The following is an 18,575-nucleotide window of genomic DNA, read 5'->3' as shown; positions in this document are numbered from 1 at the left end:
CTTGATTTTTTTAGCTATAAAGTTTAAAATTTTTTAGTAGAGTTTATTTAAAAATTTAAGAGTGAGAGGTTTTAATATGCAAAAATTAGATTTATTGTATACTGGTAAAGCAAAAAAAGTTTTTAAAACAGATGATGATAACCTTTGTATTTTTGAATATAAAGATGATGCAACAGCCTTTAATGGTGAAAAAAAAGGTTCTTTTGATGGTAAAGGTATTATAAATAACCAAACGGCTAATTTAATATTTAAAATATTAGAGCAAAAAGGTATAAAAACACACTTTATAAAAGAACTTAGTAAAAGAGAAACTTTAGTTAAAAAAGTGGATATTATCCCTTTAGAAGTTATTATTAGAAATGTAGCTGCTGGTTCTTTTTGTAAAAGATATGGTACACAAGAAGGTACTATTTTTAGCTCTCCTACTCTTGAATTTAGTTATAAAAATGATAGCTTAGGTGACCCTCTAATTAATGACTATCACGCAATAGCTTTAAATATTGCAACTAAAGAACAAATAAAAGAAATTTCTGATTTAGCATTTAATGTAAATAATGCCTTAATAGAAATATTTAAAAATATAGATATAAAACTTGTAGACTTTAAAATAGAAGTTGGTTTTGATAGTGAAAAAAATATTATCCTTTCTGATGAAATATCTCCTGATACTTGTAGATTATGGGATATACATACAAACAAAAAATTGGATAAAGACCAATTTAGATTAGATTTAGGTGAATTTTCAGATGTTTATCACGAGGTATATAAACGCCTTGTAGAAAAATATCCTAATATTTAAGGAGGTACATAAAATGAGAGAACTACACGAAGAATGTGGTATTTTTGGTATATATGACCCAAATGGAGAATGTGCAAAATCTACTTATTATGGGCTTGTATCTTTACAACATAGAGGACAAGAAGGCTGTGGTATAGCTGTAAATAGAGATAGAGAGATATTTCATTATAAAGATTTAGGACTTGTAAATGATGTTTTTAATCAACAAATTTTAGAAGAATTGCAAGGCAATATGGCAGTTGGACACGTTAGATATTCTACAACTGGTGGCAACCTTAGAGAAAATGTTCAACCTCTTGTATTAAGATACATAAAAGGCTCTTTAGCAATAGCTCACAATGGTAACCTTACAAACACTTACGAGTTAAAAAAAGAGCTTGAAAAAACAGGTGCTATCTTCCAAACTACATCAGACACAGAGGTTATAGCATATTTAATAGCTAGAGAACGTATAAACACATCTTCTATTGAAGAGGCTGTTAAAAATGTTATGAACATAATAGAAGGTGCTTATTCTTTATTAGTTATGAGCCCTAACAAGTTAATAGCTGCTCGTGATAGGTGGGGCTTTAGACCTTTATGTATGGGAAAAAAAGGTGATGCAATAGTTTTTTCTTCGGAAACTTGTGCATTTAATACAATAGATGCTAAATTTGAAAGAAATATTAAGCCTGGCGAAGTTTTTGTTGTGGAGCAAGGCAAAACAAAATCTATACAAGATAACTGTTCTGATAAATCTCACCTTTGTATATTTGAACATATATATTTTGCTCGTCCTGATAGTTTTATAGAAAATGAAGTTGTTCACGAAACAAGAAAAAGAGCTGGTATGTTTTTAGCAAAACAATCACCTGTTGAGGCCGATATAGTAATTGGCGTTCCAGATTCTGGGCTTAGTGCTGCTGAGGGTTATTCAGAATATTCTAAAATCCCTAACCAAATGGGCTTTGTAAAAAATAGATATATCGCTAGAACATTTATTAAACCTAACCAAAAAGAACGTGATATAGCAGTTAAAATGAAGCTTAATGCTCTTTCTAGTGTTGTTAAAGGAAAACGTGTTGTTATGGTAGATGATAGCATTGTTCGTGGTACAACAAGTGGACGTATAGTAAATCTTCTTAGAGAAGCAGGTGCAAAAGAAGTACACGTTCGTATATCTTCTCCACCATTTTTATGGCCTTGTTTTTTTGGCACAGATATACCATCAAGAGATTCTCTTATAGCTAATAATCATACTATTGAAGAAATAAGAGACATTATAAAAGCAGATAGTTTAGATTTTTTAAGTCTTGATAACCTTCATAATATAGCACCTAATTCAACATCTGGTTTTTGTGATTCTTGTTTTACAGGCAACTACCCTATTAATGTAGACCATTTATTATAATTTATATATAGAAAGGATATAATTATGAATAAAAATATTTATGAAAGCCCTCTTAACTCTCGTTATGCTAGCAAAGAAATGAAAGAAATTTTTTCTCCAGACAAAAAGTTTAAAACGTGGAGAAAACTTTGGATAACACTTGCTAAAGTTGAAAAAGAGCTTGGCCTTGATATTACAGATGAACAAATAAAAGAACTAGAAGCCTTTGCCAATGATATAAACTATGATGTTGCAATAGAACGTGAAAAAATTACTAGACACGATGTTATGGCTCACATATATGCTTATGGTGTACAATGTCCAAAAGCTAAAGCCATAATACATCTCGGAGCTACAAGCTGTTATGTTGGAGATAATACAGATGTTATTATTATGAAAGATGCTCTAGAGCTTGTAAAAGGTAAAGTTTTATCTACTATATCAAATTTATCTAAATTTGCTTTAGAATATAAAGATTTGCCTACTCTTGGTTTTACTCATTTTCAAGCAGCTCAGCTTACAACAGTTGGTAAAAGAGCTTGTCTTTGGATACAAGACTTAATGATGGATTTAGAACAAATAGATTTTTGCCTTGAAAATTTAAAATTATTAGGCTCTAAAGGAACAACTGGTACTCAAGCTAGCTTTATGGAACTTTTTAACAACGACAATGAAAAAGTAAAAAAACTAGATATGCTTATAGCAGAAAAACTTGGATTTAAAGGTGTATTTTCTGTTTCTGGACAAACATATTCTAGAAAACTTGATAGCATAGTTATTAACATATTAAGTGGAATAGCCCAAAGTGCTACTAAATTTTCAAATGATATGCGTCTTTTACAACATTTAAAAGAAATGGAAGAGCCTTTTGAAAAAGGACAAGTTGGTTCTTCTGCTATGGCTTATAAAAGAAACCCTATGCGTTCTGAAAGGATAGCAGGTCTTGCAAGATACATTATGGTAGATGCCCTAAACCCTGCTATAACATCTTCTACACAATGGTTTGAAAGAACTTTAGATGACTCTTCTAATAAGAGAATATCTATGCCAGAGGCATTTTTAGCAACAGATGCTATTTTAAATATTTATATAAATATTTCTGAAAATTTAGTTGTTTACCCTAAAGTTATAGAAAAACACATAATGGAGGAGCTTCCTTTTATGGCAACAGAAAATATTATGATGGACGCTGTAAAAAAAGGTGGCGATAGACAAGAGCTACACGAAAAAATTAGAGAGCATTCTATGGAAGCTTCTAAGGTTGTTAAAATAAATGGTGGTAAAAATGACCTTATAGAACGTATAGTAAACGACAAATCTTTCAATCTTACTATGGAAGATATAACAAAAATATTAGAACCTAAAAACTTTATTGGACGTGCTCCTATGCAAGTCTTAGATTATATAAACGAAGAAGTTACACCTATGTTAGATAAAAATAAAAATAAATTTGCTACAGGTAGTGAACTTACTGTTTAAGGAGGATGAAAAATGGTTAGAGCGATAGTTGGTGCAAACTGGGGAGATGAAGGCAAAGGTAAAATAACTGACCTATGTGCAGAACAATCTGATATAGTGGTTAGATTTCAAGGTGGTAGTAATGCTGGCCATACTATTATAAATCAATATGGTAAATTTGCACTTCATCAATTACCTTCTGGTGTATTTAATCCTAATACAATTAATATTATTGGTAATGGTGTTGCACTTAATATAGAATATCTTATGGAAGAAATAGAAAGTGTTGTATCAAAAGGTATAAAATTTAATCTTCTTATATCTGACAGAGCTCAAGTTTTATTACCTCACCACGTTCTTTTAGATATTTACGAAGAAGAACGTCTTGGAGATAGAAAATTTGGTTCTACAAAAAGTGGTATTGCACCTTTTTATGCAGACAAATTTTCTAAAGTTGGACTTCAAGTATGGGAACTTTATGAAAAAGAAAGACTTAAAGATAAACTTATGCATATGTATGAAAAAATAAATATACAATTTAAGCACTTATATAATAAACCAGAAGTAAACTATATAGAAGTATATGAAAAGCTTTTAAAATATGCAGATATGATTAAAGAAAATGTAAAAGATACTTCCACATATCTTAGAAATGCTATTAAAGAAGGTAAAAATATCCTTTTAGAAGGTCAGCTAGGTGCTTTAAAAGATACAGACCACGGTATTTATCCTTATGTTACTAGCTCATCTACTTTAGCTGGATATGCTGCTGTTGGCGCTGGTATACCTCCTCATTCTATTAAACAAATAACTGTTATTACAAAAGCATACTCTAGTGCTGTTGGTGAAGGACCTTTTGTTAGTGAAATTTTTGAAGAAGAAGCTGAAGAGCTTAGAAAACGTGGTGGTGATTCTGGGGAATATGGTGCTACTACTGGTCGCCCTCGCCGTGTTGGATATTTTGATGCTGTAGCTACTAGATATGGTTGTGAAATACAAGGTGCAACAGAAGTTTGTATTACTTGTCTTGATGTTCTTAGCTATATGGACAATATAAAAGTTTGTACTGGATATGAACTAAATGGTGAAATATATAAAGACTTTTTAACAACAGAGCAACTTTATAAAGCAAAACCTGTTTATCAAGAGCTTAAAGGTTGGAAAACTGATATTCGTGGTATTAAAGATTTTGATGCTCTTCCACAAGAAGCTAAAGACTATGTACAATTTATAGAAAAAGAACTTGGTGTTAAAGTTTCTATGGTTTCTAATGGCCCTAAAAGAGATGAAATTTTATTTAGATAAAATACTACAAAAATAAGTCGCATTATAATTATAGTGCGACTTATTTTTGTAGTATTTTCCTTATACCTTCTCTAAAATCTATTTGGGGTGTAAATCCTGTATCTTTAGTTAAATTTGATATATCTGCAACCATAGGATTAGGTATCCCATTTATATATTCTATATCTCCTAAACCTATTTTAGCTTTTGGGTCAATTTCTTCTTTTATAATTTGTATATATTCTTTAAGTGGCTTACCTTTACCACTACCAAGACAATAAACTTTGTTACCTTCTAAATTTTTACCTAATAAATAAAAAGCATTACCTGCATCAGAGCTATATAAATAATCCCATATATGTTCCCCTGGTGTAAATTTACAATATTCTTTTGCTTTAAGCTTTTTTATAGTTGTAGAAATCATAGTATCTTCTATATCATATTTACCATAAACACTAAAAATGCGTACCCAAGCATAGTCCATATTAAATTTAGTAGCTTGTATAGATAATAGTTTACCTGTCATATATTTACATATACCATAAGCATTTGTTGGGTTTGCATAAGAATCACTACTTGTTTTTTTATCTAAATGTTCCCCATATTCAGCCTGAGAGCCTGCACCAATAAATTTTTTACATCCTAATTTATTAGCCAAATTTATTGCATTTATTGAATAATCAATATTTTTATATTGCAATTCTACATTATTTCTTTCTTCTTTACCTGTATATACCCAACCTAAATGATAAAATACATCAAACTTTTCATTTCCTTTTAACTCAAAATTTTCTAACTCTTTTAAATCACAATTTTTTACTGTTATTAAATTTGATTTAGGCAAATTTTTTAGCCTGTTAGATGTATTTCTACATAAAGCTAAAACTTCTACATTGTTTTTTATACAATCTTCAATTAATGCTATTCCAATAGAACTAGTAGCACCAGTTATAATAACCTTTTTCATATATTTCTCCCTATTCTTCAACAATATCTACTATCATTTCATTTTTAAAAACTTCTCTATCTAAAAATGGATACATATCTTCTAAAGGCTTAGAAACCATTTTACCATCTGGTTTTATTTCTGATATGTTATTAGGCATAATTTCCATATCTTTATCAACTATAACTTCAATAATAGCTGGCCCTTTTTCTAATAAAATATCATTTAGTTGTCGCTTACATTGATTTATATTTTCTAGTTTATAATATTTTATATCAAAAGCATTAACAACCTTTTCAAAATTAGGGAAAGATATACCACTTGAGCTGCTTTCCCCAATAAAGTTTTCGTTAAAATATCTTTTTTGAGTTTGACGTATAAGATAATACCCTTGGTTATTAATAACAAATATTTTAGCATTTAAATTATGATATCTTAATACTTCTAATTCCTGTATATTTAACATAAATGAACCTTCACCTGTAATAGCTATTACAGTATTATTATCCGTTACTACTGATGCACCAATAGTAGCTGGTAAAGAATAACCCATAGTAAGTGTTCCTCCAGTTGTTATATACCTTTGTCCATATTTTAAAGATATACTTTGTGCTACAACATAAAATGGTGAACCTGCATCTGAAATAATAGTCATATTAGGTTTTATATTTTTATTCAATACATCTATAAATTTGTATAAATTTATCCCTTTATTGTCATTATTATATTCTTCTAATATAACTGGATATTTACTTTTCCATTCATTACATTTATTAAGCCATTCTTTAAAATCTAATTTTAAAGTATTTTTTTCTAAAGATTGTAATAAATTTTTAACATCACAATTTATAATTTTATCTATTTTTATAGTTTGTTTTAAATGCTCATACTTATCTATATCTACTACTAGTACTTTAGCTTCCCTTGCAAATAGTTTATATTCATGTCCTATTGACGCAACAGATAATCGGCAACCTAAGGAAATAACTAAATCTGCATTTTGTATAGCAAAATTTCCAGCCCTTGTTCCTTTAATACCTATCCTTCATATATTACAAATATGGTCATTTTCTAAATTATCTATACCCATAATAGTAGTTACTATTGGTATTTTATATTTTGTACAAAAATCATCTAATAGTTTATTAGCATCTGCAATTCTTACTCCATGACCTGCTATAATAACAGGTCTTTTAGATTTATTTATTTCTTTTATAATATATTCTATTTCATCATTCTTAGGTTCTATATTTATTTTTTCTTCAATATCAGATTCTTTAAATCCTTGTAAATTTTCTTCATTAACTAAAGCACCTTGTACATCTAAAGGTATACTTAGCCATACTGGTCCTGGTCTACCATTTTTAGCCTCAAATACAGCTTTATCTAAATAATATTTTATTTTTTCTATCTCTGTTACTTCAATAGCATATTTTGTTATTGGTTTTACTATAGATACTATATCTGCTTCTTGTGAACCAAACTGTCTTAAATTTTCTATTTGAGAGTTAGATATAGTTTGTTTAACTTTAGTTTGTCCAGATATAAATACTACTGGTACTGAATCTTGAAAACAGCTTAACACCCCTGTAATTGTATTAGTAGCACCAGGTCCACTAGTAACTAATACAACACATAAATCATTTTTTATTTTTGAATATGTTTCTGCAGCCATTGCAGCAGATTGCTCGTGATGTGTGCACCAGTATTTAATCTTTTTAGACCTTCCAAAAGAATCAATTAAATGCATTACTGTTCCACCTGTAAACATAAAAATATCTTTAACACCTATGTCTTCAAAATACTTTGTTATATAATCAGAAACTTTAATCATTTTTAACCTCCATAATAATTATGTAGTAGATATTATTTAAAATACATTTAATCAATATTTTTAAGATATTACTCATTGATATACTTTAATATCTGATTTACACATAAATCATATACATTATTTTCCTTATAATTTTTATACCAATCAACTGTGTATTTTATAGTATTTTCTATATCTAATTTAGGATACCAATCTAATTTAAAATATGCTTTACTAATATCTAAATTCAAAACACTACTTTCATAATACTCGCTAATATTTTTATTTTTTTCTATTTTACATTCTCCATAACTGCTTACTAATAGATTTGCTAATTTTTCAACATTTATAACTGATGATAAATTAGGTGCAAAATTAAAACAATCACTATATTTCTTGGGCTCATTTGTCATCTTTTCCCCTAATAAAAGATAACCTCTTAAAGGCTCTAAAACATATTGCCAAGGCCTTATAGATAGAGGATTTCTTAAATATATAGTTTCATTATTTTCTATTGCTTTTATACAATCTGGTATTATTCTATTTTTTTGCCAATCTCCACCACCAATAACATTTCCAGCTCTCACACTTGCTATTGATTTGTTATGTTTTTCAAAATCATTAATATTCATAAAGGAGTGTCTATACGAATTTATAATTATTTCTGCAGAACCTTTAGATGCACTATAAGGGTCAAAACCACCTAAATTGTCATTTTCTCTATAACCCCAAACCTGCTCTTTGTTTTCATAGCATTTATCTGATGTAACTAATATACCTACTTTTGTTGCATTTGTTTTTCTTATACATTCTAAAATATTTATAGTACCCATTATATTAGTTTCAAATGTATAAACAGGGTCTATGTATGATTCTATAACAAGCGGCTGAGCAGCTAAATGAAATACATACTCTGGTTGATATTTCTCAAATACTTCTTCTAGTTTTTTTCTATCTCTAATATCCCCTATTATTTCTATTATGTGCTTATTTAGCTTAGATAAAACATATAAATCTTTATTAGTATATGGTTCTAAGGAATATCCTATAACATTTGCTCCAAGCTCTTTTAACCATATTGATAACCACGCACCTTTAAATCCTGTATGTCCAGTTATTAAAACATTTTTACCTTTATATATATTATTGAAATTATTACTTTTTACCATTTCTTCCAAAATGCTTTTCCTTCTTTCCACATTTTATTTAGGTTTTGTAAATCTCTTTCTGTATCAATACAAGCCCATTGTCCTTTATGCTTATATACACCCATTTTACCCTCTTTTGATATCTTTTCAAATACACCGTACTCTAAGTCACAATTTTCGTCATTTATAAGATAATTTAAAAGTTCCTTATTAAATACCATATATCCGCCATTTATTAACCCTGTTGATACTTGTGCTTTTTCTTCAAAAGATACTAAATTATCTCCCTCTATTTTTAGCTCTCCAAATCTTGATAATGGTCTAACTCCGCTAATAGTAATAATCTTATTACTATTAGTATGTTGTTTTATTAGTTCATTTATATCTATATCAGCTAGTCCATCACCATAAGTTAATAAATTTACATCGTCTTCTAGATATTCTTCAATTTTTTTAAGTCTTGCTCCTTTTAAAGTATCTAACCCTGTATCTACTAATGTTACTTTCCAGTTATTTTCATTATGCTTACTATGAAATTTTATATCTTTACTACATAAATCAATTGTAAAATCTTGATTTATACTTTCATAATTTAAAAAATAATCTTTTATAATATTTCCTTTATAACCTAAACATATTATAAATTCATTTATTCCATATTGTGAATATATTTTCATTATATGCCACAATATAGGTTTTTCACCTATCTCAACCATTGGCTTTGGTAGTATGCTTGTTATTTCTTTTAGTCTACTTCCATATCCACCTGCTAAAATTACTAGTTTCATTATTTATCCACCTCTATTTTATGAATAAAGTCCTTTATTTTTGATATCATATAATCTAAATCTTTTTTTGTTAATCCTGGATATACACCTACCCAAAATGTATCATTCATAATTTTATTAGTATTTTTAAGTTCACCAATTACTCTATACCCATAATTATTATTTCTCATTTCATCAAAACAAGGATGATTTATTATGTTCCCTGAAAATAACATTCTCGTTTGTATATTGTTACTTTCTAAATATTCTACTATTTCATTTCTTGTAAATTTTGTATTATCCCTTATTGTCAAAATAAACCCAAACCAACTAGGAATACTATTTTCTTCAGCTTCTGGTAAAATAAAATATTTTTCTAAATTTTTAAGATTTTCTTTAATATATTCCCAATTTTTTCTTCTGGCTTCAATAAATTTTGGCAACTTTTTCAATTGTGCCACTCCAATAGAAGCTTGCATATCTGTAACTTTAAGATTATATCCAAAATGAGAGTATACATACTTATGGTCATATCCTAAAGGTAGTTGTCCAAATTGTTTGCTAAATCTATTTTTACAAGTATTATCTTTTCCTGAGCTACACCAACAATCTCTTCCCCAATCTCTCATAGACTGTAATATACGTTTTAGCTCTAAATTATTTGTATATACTGCTCCACCTTCTCCCATTGTTATATGATGTGGAGGGTAAAAACTAGATGTTCCTATGTCCCCTATTGTGCCTGTATATTTTTCTTCATTATTATAAATATATTTAGAACCTAAAGCATCACAATTATCTTCTATTAACCATAAATTATTTTTTTCACAAAATTCTTTTATTTTTTTCAAATTAAATGGATTTCCTAATGTATGTGCTATCATAATGGCTTTAGTTTTTTCTGTCAATGCTTTTTCTAAGTCATTTATTTCTATATTATATTTAGGTATTGATATATCTAAAAATACTGGTATTGCTCCATATTGTATAATAGGTGCAATTGTTGTAGGAAACCCTGCTGCAACAGTTATTATTTCATCTCCTCTTCCTATCTTTCTATCTCCTAATTTATCTGATGTTAATGCCATAAAAGCTAAAAGATTGGCAGAAGACCCTGAATTAACTAGTAATGAATATTTTACATTTAAAAATCTACTTAAATCTTTCTCAAACTGTTCTGTATATCTTCCTGATGTTAGCCAAAATTCTAATGAACTATCTATCAAATTTAACATTTCTTCTTCATCATATACTCGTCCAGCATAATTTATCTGTTTTTTATCTTTTTCGTTATTTTTGCTTAAATTGTAGTACTGTTTTACCTTTTCAAATATTTCTAATTTTAATTGTTCTTCCTCATTATTGTATTTCATTACTTTCCTTCTTTCTAGAACCTAATATTTAAATCTTCATATATAATTATATCTTTATTTAAACTTTCAAATAATTTTTTATTTTTTTTATAATTAATATCATTTGAAGATAATACTACTACAAAATCATCTATTTTATCTATATCTTCTACACTAATAACATTAATATTTTGTTTGAAATTTTCAATAATTTTAAATACTCTCTCATAATTATCATATACACACAAATAGTCTAATTTAAAGTTATATTCCATTAGGCCATAAATTAAATCTACGCTATGCTCTTTATTTACAAATAAGATAATATTTTTAATATATGATAATTTATCGTATTTATCTCTATAATCTAACACTAAGTTTATATGATTAACTGTATAATCTAAAAATTCTTCACTATTATTAAAATAATTATATAGATATTTATTAAAAAATAATTTAAACTCTTGTATATAATAATTTACATTAACTTTTTCATTTCTATTATCTTTTCTACATATTAAGTCATAAATAAAGGTAGCTTGTAAAAATTTAATTTTAAATATCTGAAATACTTTTATTCTAGCTTCAATATTTTCAATTTTTAATATTATACCATAATCCTGATTTAATTGTAATAACCGATTTTTAGGATGAATATAATTTAATATTAATAAATTACTAAACTTATCTTCCTCACCTTGAATAACAAGTTTTAATTTAGAATAAACTATGGTACCTTTAGTACATAATTTTAAAAGAATAAATATATGTGGATAAAGTGTATCTAATACTTCAAAATCATAACTATCCATTTTCAATTTATTATACAAAATACCTGACATATATGATACTCTTCCATAAATTAAATTCATAAACTCATCTTCTTTAGTAAAATTTTCATTATTTTCAATAAAACTATTAAATACTACCGCTGAAATATTATCTTTTACGTATTTATCTGATAGTGTAATTAAAACTTCTTCTAACATACTATCATCAATTGTATCCTCATCGCTCATTATCAAAGCAAAATCACCTTTAGCAACTCTAATAACCTTTGTTAAATTATAAGAAAAGCCTTTATTTTCTCTATTTTTATATAATTTAAATCTTTTATCATTTATACTTTTTAATAATTCTACTGTATTATCTTGACTACCGTTATCAGATACTACCACTTCAACATTTTCTGGAATAAATTCTAAATATTTTTTTACACTTTTATAAACTGTATCTGCTCTATTATATGTTGGTATACATATACTCAATAAAATGTTTCCCATTATACAAAATCTCCTTCTAATATTAATATAATTACTATTGCTAATGGTATATCCTTATTTTATTTCTAAAACACTTATATACTATATTTATCGTAAATATACATTTTTTCTTTAATTATCTTCATAATAATTTATAAAACTAAATTTTACATTTAACCTTTAATAAAATTAATATCATTCAAAATATTGATTATGTAACTCAATTATCTTGCTTCTTATCAATTCTTTTAGTTCTAAAGGTTCAATTATAGTTGCATTGTTACCAAAAGAAAGGAAATAATTTGCAACCCATTCTAATGTTGACTTTCTTATTTTCATATCAATTATTCCTTGTCTATTAGGAAATACTTTTAAGCCTTGTGCTAATAAAAACTCAGTTTCACATCTTTTTACACCCTTTTCTGTTAATGAAATTTTTAGGTGATAATCCGTTCCATTTTCCAAACTTTCAAGATATTTTTGTATAGAGCTAGGAATTTTGTACTCATTAATAGTATAAGATTTTTCCTCTATAATTTCAACAATACGGTCTACACGAAACTCTCTAATTTCATTTGTCCTCATACAATAGGAAGGGCAATACCAAAGCCCTGTCATAGAATATAGTCCTATTGGAATTATTGTACAGATACCTACAGAATTTTCAGATGAATATTTTATTTTAATAGAAAGATTGTTATCAATAATATGAAATATTTTTTTAATAAAGGTGATGTGCAATGTCTGTTGGGTGTCCAGAATACAACTTTGCTTTGTATTTTTGATATGCTATTTTGCACATCTAATGGTAAACAATTAAGAAATTTTTTTAATACAGAAATCATTTCCTGTTCAAAAGGTAAATCTTTATAAAATTTAAGAGCTTGGCAAGAAAAAAATATCGCTTTTACTTCATTTTCTGAAAAAGAAATAGGAGGTAAAACTCGCTCTTTTAATAAATGATATCCACCTGCAGCACCAACTTCAGAATAAAGTGGAAACCCAATCTGCTCCAATACTTGTAAATCTCTCAAAATAGTTCTTTTTGACACAGAAAATTCATTAGCTAATTCACCAACAGTAAAATGTCTTTTTGCGTTTATTGTTATCATCATTTCTATAAGACGCTCCGCTTTAGACAATTTTATCACATCCTCTCTTAATAATGACAGTATTTGTCACTATTATATGATAATATATTATAGAATTAAATACAACCAAAATTTTACAAACAAAGGAGAATAAGATATGGATAAAAATATACTTGAATTGGTTATTTTTGAAATAAGAGAAGATGTTAGTGATGAACAATTTATACATTTATTTCAAAAACTTAATACTGTTTTGAAAAGAAATATCAATGGTTTTGTTAAACGCTCTCTTACAAAAGATATGACACAAAATAAGTGGGTTGAAATGATTTGGTGGGAATCTATGCACAAAGCCCATTTAGCATTAGAAAAACTTCCTCAATTTACAGAATTTAAGCAATACTGTTCAGTAATAAAAGATGATAGTACTTTAATGTATTACTTGGAGCAAAGACAATGAATCCAGATGAAATAATTTCATACTGTCTATCAACTTATAAAGATGTTGTTTTAGTTGATAGTTGGGGTGAACGTGGAATCTTTTACAATCTAATGGGGCTTTGAAACGAGGAGTGTACGTTCTTACAATCAAAGAAAAAGATGGTAATAATGATAAAAGTTCTATGCTAAATCGTGATAATATATATAGTATAAATGTAGGGATAAGGAAAAAACTTTTATAAACCGTTTTAAGTATATCCCACAACGCCCTACTGCTGGTGGGGTTATAGATATGAATTTTGATTTTTCTTCTTTAGATACAATTATGCCTCACCCTGTTTACGCTTGGATGGGGTGAGTGTGTGTATTAAATCCATCAGAAAGAACCTTTAAAGAGTTTAAATCCCTTATAAACGAATCTTATGAATTTGCAAAAGAAAAATTCAATAAAAACCAAAAAAATAATTAATAATATTGGTCTTTTTATTATAATAAAATTGACTATTATGTATATAGACAAGACCACCCATTTTAATGGGTGGTCTACTCTTCCCTATATAATAGTTTTAGAAATTTTAAAAGTTAAAATTAATAAGATTTTTTAGAATTTAAAGAAGATAATAGTTGCTCAAAAGCTATAAATGTTAAAGAAAAAATAATAAATATAATAAAATATATAAACATAATATAGAAATCTAAAAAAACTTATTAATGAATTATTTATACTCCAAGACTTTACATATATATAAATTATTATTTTATCATTTGCTTTAATTTCTTATTCAAAAGGTGGTTTCCATTCTTTTATAATAAATTTATTTAACTCTTCTTTAATTATTCTTTACCACCACCATTTATACTTATAGCTAGCCTTAATTTATTAGTTGTTAAAATTTCTGCTACATAATCTGGTATAATATTAACATAGCCATTTTTACCTATAAATCTATATTGCTCCATATTTTCATTAAATATATTCTCGCTACTTACATATAAAGTGTTATTTCCAATAGATATAGTGTTATTTTAGTTAAGTGTATTCTTTACATCATCTGTTAAAAACCAATCATAATGTATAATAAACTCATTATCTATTACTTCTTTTTCATTTAAATTAAGTTGTTTTCTTAAACGGTTATAATAAGACACCTTAATAAAAGGTGTATTATAGTTGACATCTTCGTATAAGTAAAATATTGTACTATCTTTTATATCATAGTCTTTATTTACAAATTCTATTACATTACCAAAATTTTTTACTCTTTTATCAAATATAATAGATACATCATAATAATAATCCATTATACATAATAATTCATTTTTAAACACATTAAGATTTATTCAGTTTAAAACTTCTTGATTTTTATATAACTTTTTTAAATTTTTATTTATAATATATGCGTAATAATATCCTTAAACTTTTAAAAATAATTTACAATATTAATAATTATTTATCTTATAAATATATATCTTAAAGTACCTATAATTTTTTAAAACTAACTTTATAATTTAAGATGAGTATACTTTTGTATACTCATCTTATTTTTTCTTAACAGAATAACCAAATTTTCCTATTCTATCTCCTAAAGCATAATATTGACCGTGAGAATAACATATAGGTTCACTTTTATCAAAATGAAATCTACCTGTTTCATCTATATATTTTTCATCTGCCATAGTAGATACTACATTAGCTACAAACATATGGTGTGTACCTAGCTCAACAATATCTTTTACTCTGCATTCAATATTTATTGGACTTTCTTCTATAATAGGACAATTTAAATTATGGGCTTTTTTAGCTGTTAATTTCATTTCTTTAAATTTATCTATATCTTTACCACATTTTACTCCACAATAATCAGTTGCAAATGCTAAATTTTTAGTTGTAAGATTTATTACAAATTCGCCTGTATTTTTAATAATATTATATGAATACCTACTTGGTCTAATTGATATATAAGTCATAGCAGGGTCTGTATTAATAGTACCAGTCCAAGCAATAGTTATTATATTTTTTTCTCCTTTTTCATAATCTCCACAAGACACCATTACTACTGGTACTGGGTAAAGAATAGTTCCTGGTTTCCAAATCTGTTTTGACATAAAAATTCTCCTTTAAATATATATAAATTAATTATATTAAAAAATATCAGCTGTTATTATTGCTTTTTTCTTTTATTTTAAATGTAAACATAAATTGAGGCAAAGCCAATATAACTATTATGCCAAATGCTATTGCACAAGCTATTTTTACAGTTTCTACACCATAATGGCTAGCCATCTTATTATCTGACATAACAATATGAAGCATAGTATTATATATACCTGCACCAGGAACAAGCGTTATTATACCAGATGTTAAAAATACTGATATAGGATTTTTCCTAACTATTGCAAATAACCTAGAAAAATAAGCAATAAACACAGTTCCCCAAAAGTTTGAAAATACAGAAGAAAGTCCTATTCTTGTACATAAAGCATATATAAACCAACCAAAAGCACCAGCTATACCACAATATAAAAGTTCCTTTTTAGGTGTACTAAACATAATGGAAAATGAAACAGTAGCCAAAAATGCCCAAAAAGCCTCTAAAAATAAACTCATATTAGCTTAACCTCCTATTATAAATGAGCCAAAAATATTTAACCAAGCAAGTAAAACTGCACCTACACCTATTGATATACTTATTGCTATCATTATAGCTTCAAAAAACCTGCTACCACCAGATATATAATCCCCTTCAAATATATCCCTTATAGCATTGGTAAAGCAAACACCTGGTACAAGTGGCATAACCGAACTTATTATTACATTGTTTATATCTTTTCCTATTCCAATATTTAAGTTTACAAGTGCAATTATAGCAACAAATACTCCACTTAAACATATTTGTAAAAAATTTGATATAGCCTTTTTACTTAAAAATACAGTAAAAATATTTAATAAAAACCCTACAATAAAGGCACTTATAGCATCATATATAGTTCCTTTAAATAATAGAGAAAAGAAAAAGCAAGTAACTCCTATTGATAAAGTTATAAGCTTTATAGAATATAAATTACTATTTTTTATTATATTTAGCTTTTCTCTAGCCTCTATTAAAGTTATATCATTAGATACAAATTTTCTAGATAAATCATTTATTTCAGATATTCTTTCTAAATTCATACTTCTTTTTTTAATACGTTCTACTTTTGTATGATTTTCTATACATACAAATAATCCTGTACTTGTAGCAAATGTTTCACTATTTTCTATATTTAAAGATTTTAAAATTCTTCCTATTGTATCTTCCACTCTGTAAGTTTCTGCTCCATTTTCTAAAAGAACTCTCCCTACATCTGCTACAAAATCTAAAATCTCATTATCACTCATAGTTTTGCCTCTTTTTAATGGTTATGGTTACAATGCTCATCACAACAATGGTGATTTTGTAAATCTACGCTTTCATCAAATAATTGTGGATTAGCTAAAGCTAAAAATTTATAAGTAACTAAAAGCCCTGTTTCATCTTTTAAACCTTCTAAAGCATTTTTAAAATATATTTTTAAAGAATTTATACCTAAAGGGCAAGGTATATAAAAGAAAAATTGTTGTTTTAATTTTTTTGATATTGTATTTTCTATATTTAAATTGCTTATAAATGTTGTAAAATCTTCTATTTTTTCATTTACAAATTTTTGTGTTGCTATATTAGTATTATTACATTTAGACTTAAATAATATATTTTTTTCAAAATTTAAGCCCGAATAATCGTCTAAAGATACACATACTTTTATAGCATCTGTGTATTCATCATAAGATTTTTTATAAACTTGTTTTTTAATTATTTTTTCATTTTTATCTATATTTTGTAAAATTTCTTCATATTTACTTTCTATTTTATTTTCTATATTTTCATACATAGAAAAATCTTTATTTTCTATTATTTCACAAGTGTAATAATACATATCTTTTAATATAAAGTCATCTTTAAAAAGATAGTCTGTATCTATTGCAAAATTATATATAGCTAATATATCCATAAAACAACCATATATAGCACCTATATCGCCTATTTTACTACTATATTTTTGCCCTATCCCATCAAGTGTTTCTAGTGTTTGTAACAGTTCTTCTTCTTCCATAATGTCATATTTTTTATTAAATATATTTAAAAGAATTTCTTTATCTTCACTTTCTTGTAAATAAACAAAAGGTGCAAACTTAAATTTTAATGTTTCTATTGTAGCATCTATCATTCTTTCTGTTGCTTCTTCAAACAAAATGTTTAGGCTCCTGTTTAAATATTCTTTATAGTTATCTTTTGTCATACTACAATTTACTATTGATAATAATAACCCACCGTTTTCTTGCAAAGTATTATTTTTTTCTTCACTATCTAAAAGTTTATATATTTCTTGTAAAACAGCTTGTTGTTCAAACTTAACATCATTATCTATTTTTGCAATTTTTATTTGATAATAATCTGATATTATAGAAACTAATAAATCTGCAAACTTTAAAGTTGCTATAAAAGGTAAACTTAAATTTTCTATATTTTCAATATCTTGTTTTATATCATCTATAAAAGGTTTCCTTTTATCAAAATCTTGTGATATTACATTTTTTATATTATAAAAATGCTTAGGTAGCTTTTCTCTTATAGTTTTTATACTATTAGACATATCATCATAATTATCTTTATAAAAATACTCTCCTATTTCATATATATTATTTAAAATACTTAAAGATAACTTATCTTTTATATAATTTATCGCTAAAATATCTAATGCTTTTTTATTCATACAAAATCCTCCATTTCTTTATTATAATATAACATACATTTATAAAATTTCTTA

19 protein-coding genes and 2 pseudogenes are annotated in these 18,575 nt (G+C 26.5%); 6 read left to right on the top strand and 15 right to left on the bottom strand.

The annotated features are described in order from the left end of the window. Positions 1–76 precede the first annotated feature (76 nt). The 4 genes from purC to R5Z65_RS07360 are packed head-to-tail and all read left to right on the top strand — an operon-like array spanning position 77 to position 4,931. Positions 77–799: a phosphoribosylaminoimidazolesuccinocarboxamide synthase gene (gene purC / locus R5Z65_RS07375; RefSeq protein WP_317368217.1), complete on the top strand. Its 723-nt coding sequence runs from the start codon at positions 77–79 to the stop codon at positions 797–799. A gap of 13 nt (positions 800–812) precedes the next feature. Continuing rightward, on the top strand, positions 813–2,189 hold the full coding sequence (gene purF, locus R5Z65_RS07370; protein ID WP_317368216.1) for an amidophosphoribosyltransferase: 1,377 nt from the start codon (positions 813–815) through the stop codon (positions 2,187–2,189). 24 nt (positions 2,190–2,213) lie between these two features. Next, a complete protein-coding gene (purB, locus tag R5Z65_RS07365) occupies positions 2,214–3,647 on the top strand; it encodes an adenylosuccinate lyase (protein ID WP_317368215.1) in 1,434 nt (477 codons plus the stop codon). 12 nt (positions 3,648–3,659) lie between these two features. Continuing rightward, positions 3,660–4,931: an adenylosuccinate synthase gene (locus tag R5Z65_RS07360; protein WP_317368214.1), complete on the top strand. Its 1,272-nt coding sequence runs from the start codon at positions 3,660–3,662 to the stop codon at positions 4,929–4,931. A gap of 40 nt (positions 4,932–4,971) precedes the next feature. Here R5Z65_RS07360 and R5Z65_RS07355 read toward each other — a convergent pair whose 3' ends face one another. The 9 genes and pseudogenes from R5Z65_RS07355 to R5Z65_RS07315 all read right to left on the bottom strand — a co-directional run bounded on the left by R5Z65_RS07355 (position 4,972) and on the right by R5Z65_RS07315 (position 13,340). Continuing rightward, positions 4,972–5,877 carry an NAD(P)-dependent oxidoreductase gene (locus R5Z65_RS07355; RefSeq protein WP_317368213.1) on the bottom strand — a complete coding sequence of 302 codons (906 nt, stop codon included), beginning with the start codon at positions 5,875–5,877 and terminating at the stop codon, positions 4,972–4,974. A gap of 10 nt (positions 5,878–5,887) precedes the next feature. Next, complete coding sequence (locus R5Z65_RS07350) at positions 5,888–6,535, bottom strand: thiamine pyrophosphate-dependent enzyme (RefSeq protein WP_317368219.1); 648 nt, start codon at positions 6,533–6,535, stop codon at positions 5,888–5,890. A gap of 147 nt (positions 6,536–6,682) precedes the next feature. Next, positions 6,683–7,690: pseudogene (locus R5Z65_RS07345) on the bottom strand (thiamine pyrophosphate-binding protein); the annotation flags it as partial. A gap of 68 nt (positions 7,691–7,758) precedes the next feature. Further along, entirely contained in the window at positions 7,759–8,838 is a 1,080-nt protein-coding gene (gene rfbG / locus R5Z65_RS07340; protein WP_317368218.1) for a CDP-glucose 4,6-dehydratase, read from the bottom strand. Continuing rightward, entirely contained in the window at positions 8,832–9,605 is a 774-nt protein-coding gene (gene rfbF, locus R5Z65_RS07335) for a glucose-1-phosphate cytidylyltransferase (RefSeq protein WP_317368212.1), read from the bottom strand. The genes rfbG and rfbF overlap by 7 nt, the downstream gene beginning before the upstream one ends. Then, positions 9,605–10,957 (bottom strand): lipopolysaccharide biosynthesis protein RfbH, encoded by a 1,353-nt coding sequence (rfbH, locus tag R5Z65_RS07330; protein ID WP_317368211.1) that lies wholly within the window; start codon positions 10,955–10,957, stop codon positions 9,605–9,607. The genes rfbF and rfbH overlap by 1 nt, the downstream gene beginning before the upstream one ends. A 14-nt stretch (positions 10,958–10,971) precedes the next feature. After that, on the bottom strand, positions 10,972–12,219 hold the full coding sequence (locus tag R5Z65_RS07325; RefSeq protein ID WP_317368210.1) for a glycosyltransferase family 2 protein: 1,248 nt from the start codon (positions 12,217–12,219) through the stop codon (positions 10,972–10,974). Between the two features lie 174 nt (positions 12,220–12,393). Beyond that, positions 12,394–12,939 (bottom strand): WYL domain-containing protein, encoded by a 546-nt coding sequence (locus R5Z65_RS07320; RefSeq protein WP_317368208.1) that lies wholly within the window; start codon positions 12,937–12,939, stop codon positions 12,394–12,396. Beyond that, the gene (locus tag R5Z65_RS07315; protein ID WP_317368207.1) at positions 12,876–13,340 is read right to left on the bottom strand and encodes an HTH domain-containing protein; all 465 of its coding nucleotides are present in this window, start codon (positions 13,338–13,340) and stop codon (positions 12,876–12,878) included. The genes R5Z65_RS07320 and R5Z65_RS07315 overlap by 64 nt, the downstream gene beginning before the upstream one ends. Before the next feature lie 106 nt (positions 13,341–13,446). On the opposite strand from R5Z65_RS07315, the gene R5Z65_RS07310 reads away from it, so the two are divergent. Together R5Z65_RS07310 and R5Z65_RS10215 are read left to right on the top strand one after the other, a co-directional pair. Then, positions 13,447–13,749, top strand: a complete 303-nt coding sequence (locus tag R5Z65_RS07310) for a hypothetical protein (protein WP_317368204.1) — start codon at positions 13,447–13,449, stop codon at positions 13,747–13,749. 112 nt (positions 13,750–13,861) lie between these two features. Continuing rightward, a pseudogene (locus R5Z65_RS10215) lies at positions 13,862–14,199 on the top strand (DUF6194 family protein). 365 nt (positions 14,200–14,564) lie between these two features. Here R5Z65_RS10215 and R5Z65_RS07300 read toward each other — a convergent pair. The 6 genes from R5Z65_RS07300 to R5Z65_RS07275 all read right to left on the bottom strand — a co-directional run bounded on the left by R5Z65_RS07300 (position 14,565) and on the right by R5Z65_RS07275 (position 18,521). Then, the gene (locus tag R5Z65_RS07300) at positions 14,565–14,690 is read right to left on the bottom strand and encodes a hypothetical protein (protein WP_317368202.1); all 126 of its coding nucleotides are present in this window, start codon (positions 14,688–14,690) and stop codon (positions 14,565–14,567) included. Positions 14,691–14,756: 66 nt separating this feature from the next. Further along, on the bottom strand, positions 14,757–15,059 hold the full coding sequence (locus tag R5Z65_RS07295) for a hypothetical protein (RefSeq protein WP_317368201.1): 303 nt from the start codon (positions 15,057–15,059) through the stop codon (positions 14,757–14,759). A gap of 210 nt (positions 15,060–15,269) precedes the next feature. Next, entirely contained in the window at positions 15,270–15,836 is a 567-nt protein-coding gene (locus R5Z65_RS07290) for a flavin reductase family protein (RefSeq protein ID WP_317368200.1), read from the bottom strand. 46 nt (positions 15,837–15,882) lie between these two features. Continuing rightward, positions 15,883–16,338 carry a threonine/serine exporter family protein gene (locus R5Z65_RS07285; RefSeq protein ID WP_317368199.1) on the bottom strand — a complete coding sequence of 152 codons (456 nt, stop codon included), beginning with the start codon at positions 16,336–16,338 and terminating at the stop codon, positions 15,883–15,885. Positions 16,339–16,344: 6 nt separating this feature from the next. After that, positions 16,345–17,109: a threonine/serine exporter family protein gene (locus R5Z65_RS07280; RefSeq protein WP_317368197.1), complete on the bottom strand. Its 765-nt coding sequence runs from the start codon at positions 17,107–17,109 to the stop codon at positions 16,345–16,347. Positions 17,110–17,123: 14 nt separating this feature from the next. Then, complete coding sequence (locus tag R5Z65_RS07275) at positions 17,124–18,521, bottom strand: hypothetical protein (RefSeq protein ID WP_317368195.1); 1,398 nt, start codon at positions 18,519–18,521, stop codon at positions 17,124–17,126. Positions 18,522–18,575: the final 54 nt, after the last annotated feature.

The organism is uncultured Tyzzerella sp., assembly GCF_963558545.1.
Classification (GTDB): Bacteria; Bacillota; Clostridia; order Lachnospirales; family CAG-274; genus Tyzzerella.
The sequence above is the reverse complement of the archived record's forward strand: the minus strand, read 5'-3'. Positions and strand labels throughout refer to the sequence as shown.